General features: G+C 64.6%; 15 protein-coding genes. 11 read left to right on the top strand and 4 right to left on the bottom strand.

Going from position 1 to position 17,564, the window contains the following annotated elements; genetic code table 11:
- Positions 1–215: 215 nt before the first annotated feature.
- On the top strand, positions 216–1,790 hold the full coding sequence (locus tag BX591_RS05935) for a phospholipase D family protein (protein ID WP_111929920.1): 1,575 nt from the start codon (positions 216–218) through the stop codon (positions 1,788–1,790).
- 15 nt (positions 1,791–1,805) lie between these two features.
- Positions 1,806–3,206, top strand: a complete 1,401-nt coding sequence (fumC, locus tag BX591_RS05930) for a class II fumarate hydratase (protein WP_111929751.1) — start codon at positions 1,806–1,808, stop codon at positions 3,204–3,206.
- A gap of 224 nt (positions 3,207–3,430) precedes the next feature.
- Here fumC and BX591_RS05925 read toward each other — a convergent pair whose 3' ends face one another.
- Together BX591_RS05925 and BX591_RS36365 are read right to left on the bottom strand one after the other, a co-directional pair.
- Positions 3,431–3,937: an acyl-CoA thioesterase gene (locus BX591_RS05925; protein WP_105507897.1), complete on the bottom strand. Its 507-nt coding sequence runs from the start codon at positions 3,935–3,937 to the stop codon at positions 3,431–3,433.
- Between the two features lie 232 nt (positions 3,938–4,169).
- Positions 4,170–4,310 (bottom strand): hypothetical protein, encoded by a 141-nt coding sequence (locus BX591_RS36365; RefSeq protein ID WP_167444501.1) that lies wholly within the window; start codon positions 4,308–4,310, stop codon positions 4,170–4,172.
- Between the two features lie 242 nt (positions 4,311–4,552).
- Between BX591_RS36365 and BX591_RS05920 the strand changes: the two genes are divergently transcribed.
- A complete protein-coding gene (locus tag BX591_RS05920; RefSeq protein WP_111929750.1) occupies positions 4,553–5,266 on the top strand; it encodes an ArsR/SmtB family transcription factor in 714 nt (237 codons plus the stop codon).
- A 203-nt stretch (positions 5,267–5,469) separates the two neighbouring features.
- The gene (locus BX591_RS05915; protein ID WP_111929749.1) at positions 5,470–7,926 is read left to right on the top strand and encodes a DUF6600 domain-containing protein; all 2,457 of its coding nucleotides are present in this window, start codon (positions 5,470–5,472) and stop codon (positions 7,924–7,926) included.
- Between the two features lie 136 nt (positions 7,927–8,062).
- Here BX591_RS05915 and BX591_RS05910 read toward each other — a convergent pair whose 3' ends face one another.
- Complete coding sequence (locus BX591_RS05910) at positions 8,063–9,034, bottom strand: thymidylate synthase (RefSeq protein WP_111929748.1); 972 nt, start codon at positions 9,032–9,034, stop codon at positions 8,063–8,065.
- 184 nt (positions 9,035–9,218) lie between these two features.
- Positions 9,219–10,613: a sigma-54 dependent transcriptional regulator gene (locus tag BX591_RS05905; protein ID WP_105507900.1), complete on the bottom strand. Its 1,395-nt coding sequence runs from the start codon at positions 10,611–10,613 to the stop codon at positions 9,219–9,221.
- 537 nt (positions 10,614–11,150) lie between these two features.
- On the opposite strand from BX591_RS05905, the gene BX591_RS05900 reads away from it, so the two are divergent.
- The 7 genes from BX591_RS05900 to BX591_RS05870 all read left to right on the top strand — a co-directional run bounded on the left by BX591_RS05900 (position 11,151) and on the right by BX591_RS05870 (position 17,543).
- Entirely contained in the window at positions 11,151–11,663 is a 513-nt protein-coding gene (locus BX591_RS05900) for a hypothetical protein (protein ID WP_111929747.1), read from the top strand.
- An 83-nt stretch (positions 11,664–11,746) separates the two neighbouring features.
- Positions 11,747–12,304 (top strand): hypothetical protein, encoded by a 558-nt coding sequence (locus BX591_RS05895; protein ID WP_111929746.1) that lies wholly within the window; start codon positions 11,747–11,749, stop codon positions 12,302–12,304.
- Positions 12,301–12,945, top strand: coding sequence for a hypothetical protein (locus tag BX591_RS05890; protein WP_176343014.1), 645 nt, complete (start codon positions 12,301–12,303; stop codon positions 12,943–12,945). The genes BX591_RS05895 and BX591_RS05890 overlap by 4 nt, the downstream gene beginning before the upstream one ends.
- 26 nt (positions 12,946–12,971) lie before the next feature.
- Positions 12,972–14,363, top strand: coding sequence for a hypothetical protein (locus BX591_RS05885; protein ID WP_111929745.1), 1,392 nt, complete (start codon positions 12,972–12,974; stop codon positions 14,361–14,363).
- 105 nt (positions 14,364–14,468) lie between these two features.
- The gene (locus BX591_RS05880; RefSeq protein WP_111929744.1) at positions 14,469–15,182 is read left to right on the top strand and encodes a C39 family peptidase; all 714 of its coding nucleotides are present in this window, start codon (positions 14,469–14,471) and stop codon (positions 15,180–15,182) included.
- A gap of 7 nt (positions 15,183–15,189) precedes the next feature.
- Positions 15,190–16,002: a peptidase C39 gene (locus tag BX591_RS05875; RefSeq protein WP_111929743.1), complete on the top strand. Its 813-nt coding sequence runs from the start codon at positions 15,190–15,192 to the stop codon at positions 16,000–16,002.
- A gap of 104 nt (positions 16,003–16,106) precedes the next feature.
- A complete protein-coding gene (locus tag BX591_RS05870; RefSeq protein ID WP_111929742.1) occupies positions 16,107–17,543 on the top strand; it encodes a hypothetical protein in 1,437 nt (478 codons plus the stop codon).
- The last annotated feature ends 21 nt before the right edge of the window (positions 17,544–17,564 follow it).

The following is a 17,564-nucleotide window of genomic DNA, read 5'->3' as shown; positions in this document are numbered from 1 at the left end:
AGCCCGGCAATTCCCCTTAGAATGCATTTCTCGACAGCGCAGGCCAACACCTGCGCTGTCGCCATGAGAAGCCTGCGATCAAGGGAGAAGCGAGCGTGCCGTGGCATCAGAAACAGAAGCAGAATCCAAAGCCAAGCCAGACCGTACCGCAACGCTGGCACGCGCTCAGCACACCGCATAGAAAATCGGCGTGGGCGGCAAGCGGACATTTCTTCCTGCTGTGCCTCGCAACGGCATTTCTGACTGCCTGCGCCACCAAGCCCCCCGCCACCGCGTTCGACCGTCAGGTCACCCACGCGCTTCCCGTCACCGAGACCACACCGCTGCACACCGCGCTTGCACCGCTCGAAGCCGCGCATCCGAACCAGTCCGGTTTTCGCGTGCTGTCGAGCGGTACCGACGCGTTGCAGATGCGCATCGCGCTCGCGCGCGCGGCGACGAAGACCCTCGACTTGCAGTACTACATCGCCAACGAGGACACCACCGGCAAGCTGCTGCTCGGCGCCGCGCTGTACGCGGCGGATCACGGCGTGCGCGTGCGCATGCTGGTCGACGATCTGAACTTCAAGGACATCGACCAGGTGATGGCGGGGCTGAACTCGCACGACAACATCGAGATTCGCGTGTTCAATCCGTTCGGCAGCGCGCAGCAAGGCGTGTTCGAACGCACGACGAATCTGTTCACGCAGATCGGCCACTTCACGCGCCGCATGCATAACAAGGCGATGATCGCGGACAACCAGTTGGCGATCGTCGGCGGCCGCAATCTGGGCGACGAATACTTCAGCGCCAGCGAAACGCTGCAATTTCGCGATCTCGACGTGCTCGCCGCGGGCCCGATCACCGCCGACATTTCGGCCAGTTTCGACGACTACTGGAACAGCAGCATTGCCTATCCGTTGCGCGTGCTGAACCAGCAGAAGTTCGACGCGAAAGAACTCGACAAGACCCGCGAAGACTTGCGTCAACACTGGCGCGAGAACGCCGATCCGTACAACGCGAAGCCGCTGAACGCGACACCGCTCGCCACGCAGATCGCCAACGACCAGCTTGGCCTGACCTGGGCGCCCGCCGAATTCAAGGCGGATCTGCCGGAGAAAATCGTGCACCCGTCGCCGGACTATGTGAGTCCGCCGATGCAGCGCCTGGCCGAGCTGATGCACGACGCGCAGAAAGATTTCCTGATCATTTCGCCCTACTTCGTACCGCACGAATCCGGAGTCCAGGCGGCGGGCGTGCTGACGCATCGCGGCGTGCGGATCGCCGTGCTGACCAACTCGCTCGCCGCCACCGACGCGGTCGCCGTGCAAGCGGGCTACAGTCCGTTTCGCGTGCCGCTGCTGCGGCAAGGCGTCGAGCTGTACGAGTTCAAGCCGCAACAGAATACGCCGCGCGCGGGGATTGCCGGTTCGCGTTCGCGTGCCAGCCTGCATGCCAAAACCTACGTGATCGATCACGAGATTCTGGTGATCGGCTCGATGAATCTCGACCCCCGTTCAGCCAATCTGAACACCGAACTGGCGCTGGTGATCCACAGCGCGCCGCTCGCCAACCAGGTCGCGCAGATCTTCGAGCGCGCCATCGCGCCGGAGGCCAGTTACCACGTGACGCTAGCCGACGCCGCGCAGCTCGCCTACCTGCGTTCGATCGGCGCGCCGCTGTCGCCGCTGGTGTGGACCGACGTCGAAAACGGCCAGCGCCGCACCTACATTTTCGATCCGCAGGCGGGTTTGTACCGGAACGCGCTAACGGGTCTATTCTCCCTATTGCCTGTCAACGCAGAACTTTGAGAAGCGGAGTTGAACATGACTGAAGACGTACGAATGGAGCGTGACACGTTCGGTGAAATCGCCGTGCCGAACGCGCGTTTGTGGGGCGCGCAAACGCAGCGTTCGCTGCAGAATTTCCGCATTTCGACCGAGAAGCAGTCGCTTGAACTGATCAACGCGCTGGCCGTCATCAAGCGCGCCGCCGCCGAGGTCAACCAGGGGCTCGGCGTGCTCGACGAAAGCAAGGCCAAAGCCATCATCGCGGCCGCCGACGAGATCATCGCGGGCCAGCATCCCGACGAATTTCCGCTTGCCGTCTGGCAGACCGGGTCGGGCACGCAGACCAATATGAACCTCAACGAGGTGATCGCGAATCGCGCCAGCGAATTGCTCGGCGGCGAACGCGGCGAAGCGCGCAAAGTGCATCCGAATGACGACGTGAATCGCGGCCAGTCGTCGAACGACGTGTTCCCGACGGCGATGCACGTGGCCGCCGCCAACGCGATCGTCAAGCATCTGCTGCCGGCGCTGAAGACGCTGCGCGATACGCTCGACGGCAAGGCCAAGGCGTTCGTCGACATCGTGAAGATCGGCCGCACACACTTGCAGGACGCGACGCCGCTCACGCTTGGCCAGGAGTTTTCGGGTTACGTCGCGCAACTGGATCACGGCATTCGTCACGTGGAAGCGACGCTGCCGCATCTGTACGAACTCGCGCAGGGCGGCACCGCGGTCGGCACCGGCCTGAACGCACATCCGCAGTTCGCGGACAAGGTCGCGGCCGCGATCGGCCAGCAGACCGGCCTGCCGTTCGTGTCGGCGCCGAACAAGTTCGAGGTGATGGCCGCGGCCGACGCGCTGGTGTTCGCGCATGGCGCGTTGAAAACCGTCGCCGCGAGCCTGAACAAGATCGCCAACGACATTCGCTGGCTCTCGAGCGGCCCGCGTTGCGGCCTGGGCGAACTCTCGATTCCGGAGAACGAACCGGGCAGTTCGATCATGCCGGGCAAGGTCAATCCGACCCAGTCCGAAGCCCTGACGATGCTGTGCGCGCAGGTGTTCGGCAACGACGTCGCGGTCAACATCGGCGGCGCGAGCGGCAATTTCGAGTTGAACGTGTTCCGGCCGATGATCGCCCATAACGTGCTGCAATCGGTGCGGCTGCTGGCCGACGGCGCGCATAGCTTCAACGACAACTGCGCGGTGGGCATCGAGCCGAATCGCGAGCGTATCGATACGTTGCTCAACGAATCGCTGATGCTGGTGACCGCCCTCAATCCGCACATCGGCTACGACAAGGCCGCCAAAATCGCGAAGAAAGCGCACAAGGAAGGCACCACGCTGAAGGCGTCGGCGCTTGCGCTCGGCTATGTGACCGAGCAGCAGTTCGATGAGTGGGTGAAGCCGAAGGAGATGGTGGGGCACTCGGCCGGTTGAGTAGGCGGTACGCGGCGAGCTGATTGCCTGGACGCTGCGGCTGCGGCTGCGGCTGCGGCTGCGGCCAGATAATTCGCCCCGCGCCGCGCTTGCCGCTCGCCTGACACGCAACCCGGCGAAGCGAGCCAGAGACTCACCGGCAAGCGCTCAACCCGCTGTCCGCACGAACGTAACGCCCTGTTCGCGTGGACAGCCTGCCGCGCCGGCAGACCCGCCGGCGCCGCTTAAACCTTCCCCTGCGCCACCTCTTCCGGCTTCAACTCGACGATCGCGTCGAGCGCTTCCTTCACGTCCATCGCGTACTTCGCGAGGCGCTTCTGCTCATCCGTCTCCGGCACGAAGGCCGGCACCGGCACCGGGTGACCGTTCTCGTTGACGGCGACCATCACGACCAGGCAGTCCGTGGTTTGCATCAGCTCACCGCCCTTCGGATCGCCGGCCTGCACGGACACGTGGATGTGCATGCTGGTGCGACCCGTCGCCACGACCCGCGCGCGCAATTCGACGAGGTTGCCGACCAGAATCGGCCGACGGAAACGGATATTGCCCACGCTAACCGTCACGCAGTAGCGGCCCGACCACACCGCCGAGCACGCGTACGCGGTTTCGTCGATCCACTTCATCAACGCGCCGCCGTGAACCTTGCCGCCGAAGTTGACCGAACTGGGTTCGGCGAGAAAGCGGAAAGTGGTTTCGGAACGGTCGAACGGGGCTGCGGAAGGGGTGCTCATGTTGACTCCGGTCAATCGGATGCATTGAAAGGAGGCGATTATACGAGCGCAATATTGACAGCGCCGTGGGTTCCGCGCAGTTGGAGAGGCGAATTGTTGCGGGAATCGGTTGTGGCTTTCGGCGAGCTGTCCGTTAGCGCGAGGCTTTTACCAAGGTAGCGCCAACGTGACGCCGTCCGAGTTGCGGGCAGCGCTCGCTCACGCGGCCCATTACCCGTCGCTTACCCGCCGCTTATTTATGTACGGTGACGCCTTCGTCGATCGTGCCGTACATCGTGATGCTGCCGGTGCCCGCCCCCGACGAATCCGCGCCGCCATGCGCGCACGCGCCGAGCAGCAGTGCCGCGACCAGCACGGCGAGAAGAGTTTTCATGACTGCGTGTTCCTGTTCCTGCAAAGACAGAGGTCGATTCTAGCCTGGCGGATCGCAACGACTCAGGAGCGCCAGCCACGTCACCGCGCAGCCGCGCCAGCCGGGTTTTCGTAGCATTTGCACACCACGTTTCACGCTAAGCTGAAACATAGAATGCCGCGGATCGGTACATTGATTCGTAGGGCGCCCCGGCGGCGCCGCCAACGGCAACCCGGTTGCCCGGAACCCGCAGGAGACACCTCATGACCCTCAAGCTCGCCGACGAACAGAACCATTTCCCCGGCTTGAGCCGGATCGGTGCATTGCTTGCCGATCCCGGCCGCGCTGCCATGCTGTGGGCGCTGATGGACGGCAGCGCCCGCCCGGCCGGCGAACTGACGATCATCGCCGGGCTGTCGCCGTCGGCAGCGAGCGCCCATCTTGCCCGTCTGACCGACGGCGGACTGCTCGCGCTCGAAGTGCGCGGCCGGCATCGCTACTTCCGGATCGCCTCGCCGGATATCGCGGCGTCCATCGAAGCGCTCGCCAACGTCGCGCAAATCAGCGCGCCGCAGCGGTCCGTGCCGCGTCCGGCGCGCACCGTGCCGCTCGACATGCGCTACGCCCGCACCTGCTACGACCATATGGCGGGTGAACTGTCGGTGCGCGTGCTGGAGCGGCTGGTCCAGCGCGGCCTGCTGACGCTGAATGGCACCTCGCTCGAAACAACCGGGGACGGCGCCGGCCGCTTTGCCGAATGGGGCGTCGACCTGTCGGCGCAGAAAAGCCGCCGGCGCCGCTTTGCCTGCACCTGTCCCGACTGGAGCGAACGGCGCCCGCACCTGGGTGGCGCGCTCGGCGCGGCGCTGCTCGACTCGTGGTCCGCGCAAGGCTGGGTCGAGCGGACCGAAAGGCCGCGAATCCTGCGCGTTACGCCTTCGGGGCAGCGTCATTTCGATGCCTTCCTGGCAAGCTGAATGAGGCCGCGAGCGGCCCCTCGCCGCTCGTAAATACCTGATGCGATTACAGAAATCATCCAATCGCCTTACGGAATCCCTTATCGAGACCTTTTGTTACACGCTGGTGAGGTGGCCTTACAAAAGTGGGGGTCTTGAAACATACGCTGCAGGTAAAGTGAAATCCGGATGAAGCAAAATGCCGCGTCCGCCGGAGATAAATCATGAGAACACATACCAAAGATCAGCACTCGAATCGCCGCCTCACGGGCTACACCCTGATCGCCGCCGCTGCCTTCCTGTTCGCCGCTCAAGCCGGCATCGCGCAGGAAGTCCAGCCCGCGCCTCAGGTCGCCTCGACGCAGAACACCGATCCGCCGGGACGCATTGCGCGTCTGAACTACATGGCCGGCACGGTGACCACCGAACCGGCCGGCGCGACCGACTGGTCGTACGCGCAGCTCAACCGCCCGCTCACCACCGGCGATCAGCTGTGGAACGATCGGAATGCGCGCTCGGAACTGCACATCGGCTCGACCGCGGTGCGCCTCGATCAGTCCACCAGCCTCGACATCCTGAATCTCGACGACAACAGCGCGCAGCTCAAAGTCGCGCAAGGCACCTTGTCGACGCGGGTGCGCGAACTGGCGCCGGGTTCGTCGTATGAGATCGACACGCCGAATCTCGCGCTCGGGCTGAACGGCCCCGGCGATTATCGCGTCGACGTCGCGCCGGACGGCAGCAGCACCAGCGTGACCGTGCGCAGCGGCAGCGCGACGGTGTACGGCGACAGCGGTCAGGTACAAATCTCGGCGGGCCAGCAGATCCGCTTCGGCGGCACCAACCTGCAACAGATCGCCGACAACGGCGTACCGGGCCTCGACGGCTTCGACCAGTGGGCCGCCGCGCGCGATGCCGCCGAGGACCGCTCGGTGTCGGCGCGTTATGTGTCGCGCGACATTCCCGGTTACGAAGACCTCGACGCCAACGGCACGTGGCGCAGCAGCCCGCAATACGGCGAGGTGTGGGTGCCGCGCGCCACGCCGGTCGGCTGGGCGCCGTACCACGAAGGCCACTGGGTCTGGCAGGCGCCGTGGGGCTGGACGTGGGTCGACGACGCGCCGTGGGGCTTCGCGCCCTACCACTACGGCCGCTGGGCCCAGGTCGACGATGCGTGGGCGTGGGTGCCGGGCCCGATCGTGGTCAGCGCGCCGCCCGTGTACGCACCGGCGCTGGTCGCCTTCGTGGGCGGCGGCGGTGGCGGCGTGAACTGGGGCGTGAGTCTGGCGATCGGCGGCGCGGTGGCAGCGGGCGTCGCGTGGTTCCCGCTCGGCCCCGGCGAGCCGTGGCATCCGCAGTGGGGCAGCGGTCACGATCACTGGAGCCCGGGTTACTACAACCGCGTCAACCAGACGACCATCGTCAACAACCGCAACGTCAATGTGACGAATGTGAATGTGACCAACATTCACAACACGTACATCAACTATCGCGCGCCGGGTGCTGTCACCGCCGTGCCGGCAACGGCCTTCGTGCATGGTCAGCCGGTCGCGCGCTTCGCGCAGAAGGTCGATCCGCAGCAATGGCGCAATGCGCAGATCAACCCGGGCGGCGTGGGCATCGCGCCGGTCAAGGAAAGCTTCGGACCGGGTCTGCGCAACGCGAATTACCGGCCGCCGGCGGGTGTCGCGGCGCGTGCGGTGGTGGCGACGCGTAATCCGGGCATGCCGGCCGCCTATCACGACACCCTCGCACAGAATTTCGCGCAAAGCGGTGGACGGGTGCCGGGTGCGGGTCAGCCGATCGTGCGGACCTCCGTGCCGGCGCATATGGCGGGCGGTCCGAGCGCGTTGCCGGTGCAGAACGTACGGGTCGTACAGTCGCATATGGCAGGGCGTACGCCGGGGGCAGCGCCCGGGGCGCCTGGTGCGCCTGGCGGGATGCAGCAGGTGGAGCAACGTCCGGGTGCGACGCCCGGCGCGGCGCCCGGTCAGCCGCAACGTGGCGAGCAGGCGCAGGCGCGTCCGGGCACGCCGCAGCCGATGGCCAACGAACGCCAGCAACCCGGCGAAGCGGGACATGCGGTGAATGGTGTGCCGCGTCCGCCGCAAGCGAACGCGCAGCAGCACGGCATGCCGCAGCAAGCCGGCCAGCAGCCGGGCGCGAACGAGCGCCACGAGCCGGCCTGGACGCAACCGCATACGCCGATGGCGCAGCAGCATGGTGGCCCGCAGGAACCGGCACGGCAGGCGGAAGCGCGTCCGCAGCAGGCTGAGCGTCAGCCGGAAGCGCCGCGTGAAGTGCAACATGAAGCGCAACGGCCGCAGCCGACGCAGCAAGCCCAGCAGCCGCGCGAGGAATCTCATCCGCAGCCGGCACAGCAGGCCCAGCAGCCGCGTCAGGAAGCGCGTCCGGAACAGATGCAGCAACCGCGTCCGGAACCGCGCCCGCAGCAGGTGCAGCAGCCTCGTCCGGAACCGCGTCCGCAGCAAGCACAGCAGCCTCGTCCGGAACCGCGTCCGCAGCAGGCACAGCAGCCTCGTCCGGAACCGCGTCCGCAGCAGGCACAGCAGCCTCGTCCGGAACCGCGTCCGCAGCAGGCGCAGCGTCCGGAGCCGCATCCGCAGCACGAGGAGCAGCATTCATCCGGCGGCAACCACGACGAGCATCACAAGAGCTAAACCCGGCAGCGCTGATTTCTTAAACCTCGCACCTGAACTCGACGTGCAACAAAAAACCCCCGCGACTCACATCGCGGGGGTTTTTCCTTTTCAGGCGAGCGCCGAGCGCCGAGCGCAGGACGCCGGTCGCGCTCGCTCAGACCGCCATCGGCGCGGTCAGCGGCTCGTGATGCCGGTAACCGACGAGCGAAAAATCCGCCGGCTCGATCTTCTCCAGCCACTCCGGCTCATACACGCCGGTCTTCGCGTAGTCCGGCACGCGGTCCGAAATCGCGAACGCCGGGCTCTCGTAGGGCTCACGCGTCAACTGCTGCTTCAACATATCGAGCTGGTTCTCGTAGATGTGCGCGTCGCCGATGAAGTACGTGAACCAGCGCGGCGTATAGCCCGTCAAGCGACCCACCAGATGCAGCAACGCCGCGCCTTCGGTCAGATTGAACGGCGTGCCGAGCCCGACGTCGTTGCTGCGAATGTACAGACACAGCGAAATCTCGCGCCGCGCGACGTTCGGCAGGAATTGATACAGCAGGTGACAAGCCGGCAGGGCGATCTGATCCAGTACCGCAGGGTTCCATGCATGAAACAGAATTCGCCGGTCGGCGGGGTTCTGCATGATCGTGTCCAGACATTGCCGCAACTGGTCGATTGCCTTGTAGAGCAGCACTTTGGGGCTGCCGTTCTCGTCGAATTCGGTCACCACCTGGAAGCCGCGCGACTGCGCGTCGGCCAACTGCGCGCTCGCGCCCGCGTCGAGCACCTTGTAGGCCGGCCACTGGCGCCACTGCACGCCGTATACATCGCCGAGGTCGTCGGGTCCTTCGCGATACGGATTGGCCAGCCACTGCGGATTCTGGTTCGCATTCGCGTCCCACACCTTGCAGCCGAGATCACGAAAATCCGCGGCGCTACGCGACGCGCGCAAAAAACCGACCAGTTCGCCGACCGCCGACTTGAACGCCAGTTTTTTCGTCGTGACGGCGGGAAAACCTTGCTGGAGGTCGAAGCGCAACATCGCGCCGGGCATGCTGATGGTGCGGATGCCGGTGCGGTTCTCCTGCCATGTGCCGGTGTCGAGAATCGTGCGGACGAGGTCCAGATACTGTTTCATGCGGGTTCCTTCGACGACGCGCGCGGCGCAAGCGAGGCGCGCCACGGAAATTGAGCGGAAAACCCGATTTTAACAAGCGCGGCCGAACGACGCCGGAGCGCGGCATGAGCATGAAGCGGAGAAAATACCGACACCTTCCTTCCTCCCGGCCCACGACACTCGCGAGGTCGGTGGAAAGGAGAGCCTAGAGATGCGGCACCGTCGCCGGCAAATCGCCGTGCGGCGCGGCGAGCGGCTCGCCTTCCATATGCCGCATGCCATGCGAGCACAACAGCCGGTACAACGTGACGCGCGAAATGCCGAGTTCCTGGGCGGCGTCGCCGAGACGGCCGCGATGGCGCAACAACGCCAGCTCGATCGCCTGACGCTCGGCCGCCTCGCGCGCCTGCGCGAGCGACACCGGCACGATCTCGACATACTCGGCCAGTTCCAGATCGCGCGCCGTGATCGCCCGCCCTTCCGACATCACGATGGCGCGCCGCACCCGGTTGATCAGCTCACGCACATTGCCCGGCCAACCATAGTTATGCAGCGCCGCGATCGCATCCGGCGCGAAGCCGCGCAGACGGCGGCTCGCGTCTTTCTTGAAACGTTCCAGCATGTGCCGCGCGAGCAGTTCGATATCCTTACCGCGCGCGCGCAGCGGCGGCTCGTCGATCTGCAACACGCACAGACGGTGATACAGGTCGGAACGGAAACGCCCTTCGATCATCGCGGCGGTCATATCCACGTGCGTGGCCGAGATGATGCGCACGTCGACGTCGATCGCTCCATGACCGCCCAGCCGCTCGACCTTGCGTTCCTGCAGAAAGCGCAGCAGGCTCGCCTGGCTTTCGAGCGGCAAATCGCCGATTTCATCGAGAAACAAGGTGCCGCCATTGGCGGCTTCGACGCGTCCGATCTTGCGCTGATTCGCGCCCGTGAACGCGCCGCGCTCATAACCAAATAGTTCGGATTGCAACAGATGCGGGGGAATCGCGCCGCAGTTGATCGGCACGAACGGCGCGTTGCGCCGTGCCGAGCGCTCGTGAATCGCGACCGCCGTCAATTCCTTGCCGGTGCCCGATTCGCCGGAGATGAACACCGGCGCGTCGGTCATGGCCACTTTGCGGATGGAGCGGAACAGCGCGAGCATGGCGTCGCACGAGCCGACCATTTCGCCTTCGGCGCCCTGCGATGCGTCGTTCGAAGCGGGTTCGCCCAGCGAGATCATGCCGTACGCGTGGCCGACCGAATCGACGATACGGTCGCCTGAATACGGCACCGTCACGTAGTCGAAACAGTAGTCGCGCACGAGCCGGCGCAAGGCGGCGTCCTGCAACTGGCCGGGCAAGGTGGCCGCGACCCAGCCGACGTTCGGCATGGTCAGGCAGGATTCGAAGGCGGCAATTTCATGCGGCTGGAAGTCGCTGCAAAGATCGAGCAGGCCGCCCGCTGCCATTCCGGCGCGAACCGCCCGGCGCACGTCGCGCGCCGATCCCACCACTTCGACATGCCAGCCACGCTGATGAAAGCGTGTGTGCAGCTCCGCGCTCGGGTCGCGCGAAACGTAAATCAGTTGCCGCGTTGCGGGTTCCATTATTCAGATCCTCTCGTCAACGAACGTTAAGGATGACGCACGCACCTGAACCAAGATTCAGACACGCTGACTCGTTCGGGATTCGCGCAATAGCAAAAACCGAACGGCCATTCCATTCCGTGCGGACAGCTGATCCCCAAGAAAGCGGCGTGTGTGTTTGAGACGGCCCGTTAGCGGGCTTTTTTAAATCTGAAGCTCTTTTTCGAGAGCTTACTATACGCGCGCCGCTTGGAAAACAATTATGCGAATTTAATCGCAAACTCCATACCCAGTAAGGTTTAGCGGGCGATTCGCCGAGATTAAGCCGACAAATAAAAGACGAGTGGAAGCGCTTTTCCTGGCGTAGACCCGAAGGTAGTTCGTACCGCCGCAATTAACAAATTATAGGTATTTTCTGCCTGCCGTTTCAGCGCTGAAACGTTTTTGTCCGATTTGCCGAGCCTGGCTTCGGGGTATGCGGGTCGCATCCAGATGCACCAATGGATTGCGACGGATGGCACACGTTTCGCTAAATGCTGTGCACCAAGGAGACACATCATGCGACTCGCTTTTTGCACCGAACTGAGCAGCCTCGCATCATGCGCCGCACTGTGCGCCGCAGCCGCCCTGTTCGTGCTGCCCGCCGGCGCCCGTGCCCAGCAAGCCGTCCAGGCGCAAAGCGCCACGCTGGCCGATTCCGCCGATTCGACCGACAGCGGCTTTGCCTCCTTCACGAACGCGACGCTCCGCGTTAAGGCCGCTCCCGACTGGACGGCCTCGATGGCCAGCGAATTCCGCCTGCTCGCCGGCAACGTGTTGAGCCTTCCGGTCGATGGTGCATCCGTGAACGATTTTTCGCTCGACGACCAGGTCTTGTCGCGGCAACGCGGCGGTGCGGTCGGCATGTTGATGGTGGCCGCGACGCCGCAGTTGATGCGCGGCAGCGGCAGCGGTAACGGCAACAGCGTGACGCTCTGGGACGAAATCGCCCCGCCCTCGTCGCCGCTGCCGATTCCGGTCGACGCCGCGCGCACCGCGCAAGGCAACGTCGCCAACTACCAAAGAAAGTAGCCGAGCAGATTAAAGACGCATACCGGCGACGGCGACGCGCGCAGCGCGCCACCCGCTTACAGAGACAAAGGCAGGGGACCGACATGAACGCTTCAATCCGCACGCCGTACGCGCAGAGGCCGCCGCAGACACCGGCCGCCGCGCTGTCGGCCCGTCTGCCTCTTGTGCCCAGCTTCTCCGTCGCGCTCATCGGCACCGTTGTGCTGCTCGCCGCCTGTTTCAGCGTCGCGGCTCATGCGCAGCAAACCGTCAACCCCGGCGACATCATCGTCGAACGCACGGTCACGCCGCGCGACGCGTTCATCCCGGTGCCGAAAAGCCAGGATCCGGTCGCCGTGCGTGCCACCACTTTCCCGGCCAATTCATTCAATCCGGCGATCGCCCAACTCGTGGGCGACACCGATCTGACGAATGCGCACGGGTCCAGCGGCGTCGCCGACGGCGGCGTGCTCGGCGGCACCGGCATGCAGGCGGTCACGCAAATCCTGAGCGGCAAGACGACCGGCAACAACGTCGCGCTGAACGCGGGCGGCATCGGGCTGCCAGGTCCCGGGATCGGCGGCACGATTACCTCGTCGGTGACCGGCGCGCTGGCGCCGCTGTCGAACGCGCTGAGCGGCTCGCTCGGAGGTTTGAAATGAATCCGCTCACCTTGCGTTCACCGCGCTTGCGTTCACTGCAGACCGCGCTGTGGCTGTGCTTCGGCGGCGTGGCGCTGCTGGCCGGCCAGGCGCATGCTCAAGCCGTGCCGGGCGTCGGCGCCAACGCGACCATCGGCAACGGTGCCGGCGCGGGTGTCACCGGCGCGTTCGCGGTCAACGAAACGGCCGGCCTCGACAACGCGCAGGCCAATCAGATCACGCTGACAAACGGCGGCTCGGTCGGCAATGCCAACGTCGGCACGCAAAGCGCGAGTGTCGCCGCGAAGGTCACGACGGCGCGGGCGTCGATCGAAGCGAATGCCTTTTCGAATACATCCGGCGCGGTACTGGTGAACCAGTCCGCCGGAGCAGGGAATCTGCAGCGCAACAGCACCCAGATCGGGACTGCTGCTGTGCTCGGAGTCGAGACCGTCTCGGATGGGGAGCTATCCGCGACGGCCCCGAAAAACGGCAGTCTGGGTCAATCCATCGGGGTTCATAGCGTACGCGAGGCAAACATCTCCAGCGATGCCTTCAAGAACGTCAGCGGGATCGTGCAGATCAACCAGACAGCCGGCGCCGGTAATGCCACGGCAAACAGTTTTGTGCTCCGTCCCCCGGCGGGCACTTTTTTTAACTGACCACACTTAAAGTATCGGAGCGAATCATGAAGCGCACTCTTATTGCCGCAGCCGTCCTCGTTGCCGCATCCGGCAGCGCCTTTGCCGCACCGCAAAAGGTCTACCTGTTCAATGCCACGCTGGTGGGTGAAGCGGTCGGCGTCGAAGGTCTGGTTGGCCTGTACGGTTGCGTGCACGTGTCCAGCACGGCCGGCGCGGTGATCAACAACAGCCAGATGGTCAACGTCAATGCGTCGCTCGACCCGCAAGCACAAAGCTACACGAGCGGCCATGTGACGACGTCGGTCAATAACAACTCGTCGTCGGTGGTTGGCGGCGGCGTCGCGTACGCCGTGCTGACACAAAGCCATTCGTCGAAATCGTCGAGCTCGCAAGGCGCGCAAGCGTCGGCCGGCTATGTGTACGGCAGCCAGAGCAGCGCGGTGCAAGGCGGCGGCTATTCGTTCAGCCAGCAGGCAGCCGGCATCGAAGGCGGCTTCAGCCACACCAGCCAGAACGCCGGCGGCCATATCGCGGCGGGCGGCTCGATCGGCGGCAGCTACAACTATCAGGGCTTCAATACGCCGTTCTTCGGCGAAGGCTCGGCGCATGCCAGCGGCGGATTCTCGGCCGGCTACAACGAATCGAGCTATGCCAACTCGGCGGGTGTAGCAGGCGGCTTCGAAGCCAGCGAAGGTTCGGGACAAGGCAAGGTGTGGGGCTACAAGGCTAGCCAGGGCTCCGGCTACGCCGCGGTCGGCGAACAGTCCTCCAGCTATTCGAAGAGCTCCTCGTCTTCCACCGACGCCTACGGCGCAGCATGGGGTATCGACGCCAGCCTCGCCACGACCGACGTGACGGTCAAGGGCTCCGTGACGCAGCACATCAACACGCAAGCCGCCGGCACGCTCACCGCCACGACCGGCAACGGCGCCGCCAACGGTGTCTCGGGCAACCTCGGCATCAACATCACGGAAGGTATCGACAACGCTCAGAGCAACGACGTGTCGCTCGCTTCGGTCGACGTCGGCAACGTGTTCGGCAACGCGCAGATCTTCAATGCGCAAAGCTCGGCCGGCACCGCCAGGATCAACAACTTCAATCTGAATGCGTCGATCGGCGACAACTCGCTGCAAAGCGTGTCGGGCAATGTCGGTGTGAACGTCTCGTCGGGTATCGGCAACGTGCAGAACAACAGCCTCGCCGGTGCAGTGACGACGACCACGCCGATGAATGCCGAAACCACGGCAATGGTCGCCACGGATGACAACTCGCAAACCGCCAACATGTCGGTCAAGGGTCAATTCCAGGGTACCGCGATGCTGGGCGCAGGCGCTCTGATGAACGCGTCGGGCAACATCGGCGTGAACATTGCCGGTGGCGCGGGCAACCTGCAACACAACGGCCTCGCGATCGCAGCGCTGAACAGCGGTCACTAAGCTGACGGCACCGCGACAGCGGGTAGAAGAAGCCAGAAGAGCAGCAGGGAGGAAGCGCCGGCCGCCATCGAAGCGGCCGGCGCGACCACAAAGCAGGAGACCAGCATGTCCGGGTTCAAGGGGTTCCCGGCGCTACGCTTCGCCGTAGCGTTGGCAAGCTGCACGCTGTGCGTGGACCAGACTTACGCGCAGGCGAGCGTCGACACGGCCACCTTCGCCGGCGTGCCGTTGACGAAGACGGTTCGTTCGATGAAGGACATCCGTTACAGCCACATCGTCAACCAGCAGTTCGACTACAGCTGCGGTGCGGCGGCGCTGGCGACCCTCCTCAAATTCGGCTACGGCATCGACATTCCGGAAACCGAACTGATCCGCCGGATGATGGTGTTCTCCACGCCCGAAGTGGTGGTCAAGAATGGCTTCTCGATGCTCGACATGAAGAAGTTCGTCGAGACCATCGGCATGCGCGGCCGCGGCTTCCGGGTCACGGTCGACGCACTCCAGCATCTACAGATTCCCGTGATGGTGTTGATGAACATCGACGGGTACGAACACTTCGTGATCGTCAAGCACGCCGAGCAAGGCCGCATCTTCATTGCGGATCCGGCGCTGGGCAATCGCATCGTGCTGCAGGAGGACTTCGCGAAGACCTGGAACGGTCTCGTCTTCGCGGTCCTCGGCAAACCCTTCAGGGAGGATTCACCGCTCTTGCAGGACAACGAGTCGCTCGCGCTGAAGCTGCGCGCCAACGCGCTGGCTAACGGCACCGCGGCGACTCCCTTTGTCGAGTACGGCTTGATCAAGGCAGACCTGTTCTGACTCAACCATGAAGCAACAGCTCACTCAGCTCGGGCTCGCAATCTGCACCTTGATGTGCGGCCTGACCAGCAGCGCCCATGCGGCACAAGGCGCCGGTTCGCCATCGGTGCCTGAATTTCTTGCCGCTCACGACAGCGACGCCGCAGCCCTCAAGGTGCAAATGGTCGGTGACGATGTGCTCGCCACCCAGACCGGCAAATACGCCGGCGGCACGATGATTTCCGGCTTCGTGCTGAACGTCATTTCGCAATGGCAGTTGCCCAACGGCGTGACCGCCCTCGCCCAGGGCACGCTTTCGGCGGTGCAGAACGCCGTGGGCCAGGTCACGACCGCCGTCAATTCGATGGCGAGCGTGACGGGAGGCAGCGGTGGCAATTCGGGCGCCAACTCGGGCGCCAACCCGAACGCTCAAGCCGCCGGCGGACAAAACATTTCGGTCAACGGGGTGTCGCAAGTCACGCAGGTTGCGGGCGATAAGAACACGGGTTCCAACTCGGCAACGATCGATTTCAATAATAACGCCGTGCTGCTGGGGGGCGCCGCCAATGTCCCGTCGGCAGCGGCCAGCAATTCGACCGGCTCGGTTAAAGCCGGCATCACGTTCGGCAGCAATGGCATTAGCGTCGCATTACAAACACCGGCTGGGCTCGCCACCCAGACCATCACGCCAGGCAACGGGCAAATCGCCCAGTTACTACAGATTGCAGGCAATAACCAGCAAGTCGCCAACGCATTGCAGTTGAGTTTGCAGACGCAGCAAATGTCAGCCGCGATGATCCGTCAGTTAGGCGTACTACAAGCGCTGCAAAACCGGAGATAACGCGGCGGACCGCCACCCGTCAACCGTAGGACCAGCAGTAAAGATACGGCAGCGCGCCGCCCGGCAACGGACGGCGTGCAGCCGGAACACCGGGGGAACACAAAATGAACAATTTTTCATCGACCAGAATGCCGCGCACGGCACTGGCGGCCATTCCGGCCGCCGTCCTGCTATTCGCGCTTTCGCAAGGTGCCGGCGCTCAGGCGCTGGCGGGACAGTCGGTAGAAGACCGTCTGAACACGTTGATGCGGGTCGTCGACGAACAGCAGCGGCAGATCCATTCACTCGAACAGCAGGTCACCAATCTCGAGATGGCGCAGCGCGGCCGCGGCATGCCGGGCTACGGTGCGCCGGCCGGCAGCGAAGCGGTGGCCGAACAGCCCGGCGCCGACGGGCTGCCGGTGCCGTTGCCGCCGCTCGCCCAGGTCAATCCGGGGGTTCCGGCGCCGGGCGGCAACACCGGCACCGCCACCGGCGTGCCCGTCAACCCGCCGGCGCCCGAGGGCAACAGCGCGGGCGGCCTGCCTGCCGCCACCGACGGCAGCGGCGCGATCGGCACGACCCAGAAAGCCGCCGAACCGGTACGCACGCAAGCCGAAGAAGCCGTCGTGCAACGCGAACACGCGCCGCTCTTCGACCATAAGCTGACGATGGACTGGGGCATCAGCGACACCTATTACGATCGTCGCCAGTTGCAGTTGTCCGGCTTCCTCGCGCTCGACGCGATTTTCCTCGGCAACATCAACCTCGGCGAGACCAAGTCGCACCAGGTGATGGCCGATCTCGATACGCGCTACGGTCTGACCGACCGCATGAGTATCGACGTCGACGTGCCGTACATCTACCGGCATAGCAACTTCATTGTCGGCGGCGCGGGCGGCGCGGCGAACACGCTGTCGGACGCGTCGGTGAACGGCAGCAATATCGGCGACATCAACTTCGGCATCTATTATCAGTTCCTGAAAGAGACCAACAGCCTGCCCGACGTGGTCGGCAGTCTGCGTATCAAGGCCCCGACCGGCACCTCGCCGTTCGGCCAGAAGCTGGTGCAGGTGGACGCCAACAATACCAACCTGGTCGCGCCGAACAAGCTGCCCACCGGCACCGGCATGTGGAACGTGACGGCCGGCGTCTCGCTGCTAAAAACCTACGACCCGGTGGTGCTGTTCGGCAGCCTGTCGTACACGTACAACGTGGCCCGCTCGTTCGCGGACATCTCCTCGGTGCAGGGACAAACCCAACCGGCGACGGTCAAGCTCGGCGACGTCGTGCAGTTCGGCGGCGGCGTCGCGCTCGCGTTCTCCGACAAGGACTCGGCCAGCATCTCGTACACCATGGCGCTCGAACCGGAGTCGAAGACCCGCGCGCCGGGCGGCTCCTACTCGAAGGTGCCGGGCAGCGAGACCACGGCGGCCGCGCTGAATTTCGGGCTGAACCACGTGGTGAACAAGCATCTGACCATCAACGGTTCGGTCTCGGTCGGCCTGACGCCGGACGCGCCGAACTTCGTGGTCGGCGTGCGCTTTCCCTACACATTCTGATATGCCAACGATACGAGGTCG

Origin of the sequence: Paraburkholderia bryophila (assembly GCF_003269035.1) — a bacterium.
Classification (GTDB): Bacteria; Pseudomonadota; Gammaproteobacteria; order Burkholderiales; family Burkholderiaceae; genus Paraburkholderia; species Paraburkholderia bryophila.
This window is presented reverse-complemented; position numbering and strand designations above follow the sequence as displayed.

Excerpts from the sequence above, each read along its gene's own strand:
- fumC (WP_111929751.1), top strand. The coding sequence starts at position 1,806 with ATGACTGAAGACGTACGAATGGAGCGTGACACGTTCGGTGAAATCGCC.
- BX591_RS05925 (WP_105507897.1), bottom strand. The coding sequence starts at position 3,937 with ATGAGCACCCCTTCCGCAGCCCCGTTCGACCGTTCCGAAACCACTTTC.
- BX591_RS36365 (WP_167444501.1), bottom strand. The coding sequence starts at position 4,310 with ATGAAAACTCTTCTCGCCGTGCTGGTCGCGGCACTGCTGCTCGGCGCG.
- BX591_RS05920 (WP_111929750.1), top strand. The coding sequence starts at position 4,553 with ATGACCCTCAAGCTCGCCGACGAACAGAACCATTTCCCCGGCTTGAGC.
- BX591_RS05915 (WP_111929749.1), top strand. The coding sequence starts at position 5,470 with ATGAGAACACATACCAAAGATCAGCACTCGAATCGCCGCCTCACGGGC.
- BX591_RS05910 (WP_111929748.1), bottom strand. The coding sequence starts at position 9,034 with ATGAAACAGTATCTGGACCTCGTCCGCACGATTCTCGACACCGGCACA.
- BX591_RS05905 (WP_105507900.1), bottom strand. The coding sequence starts at position 10,613 with ATGGAACCCGCAACGCGGCAACTGATTTACGTTTCGCGCGACCCGAGC.
- BX591_RS05900 (WP_111929747.1), top strand. The coding sequence starts at position 11,151 with ATGCGACTCGCTTTTTGCACCGAACTGAGCAGCCTCGCATCATGCGCC.
- BX591_RS05895 (WP_111929746.1), top strand. The coding sequence starts at position 11,747 with ATGAACGCTTCAATCCGCACGCCGTACGCGCAGAGGCCGCCGCAGACA.
- BX591_RS05890 (WP_176343014.1), top strand. The coding sequence starts at position 12,301 with ATGAATCCGCTCACCTTGCGTTCACCGCGCTTGCGTTCACTGCAGACC.
- BX591_RS05885 (WP_111929745.1), top strand. The coding sequence starts at position 12,972 with ATGAAGCGCACTCTTATTGCCGCAGCCGTCCTCGTTGCCGCATCCGGC.
- BX591_RS05880 (WP_111929744.1), top strand. The coding sequence starts at position 14,469 with ATGTCCGGGTTCAAGGGGTTCCCGGCGCTACGCTTCGCCGTAGCGTTG.
- BX591_RS05875 (WP_111929743.1), top strand. The coding sequence starts at position 15,190 with ATGAAGCAACAGCTCACTCAGCTCGGGCTCGCAATCTGCACCTTGATG.
- BX591_RS05870 (WP_111929742.1), top strand. The coding sequence starts at position 16,107 with ATGAACAATTTTTCATCGACCAGAATGCCGCGCACGGCACTGGCGGCC.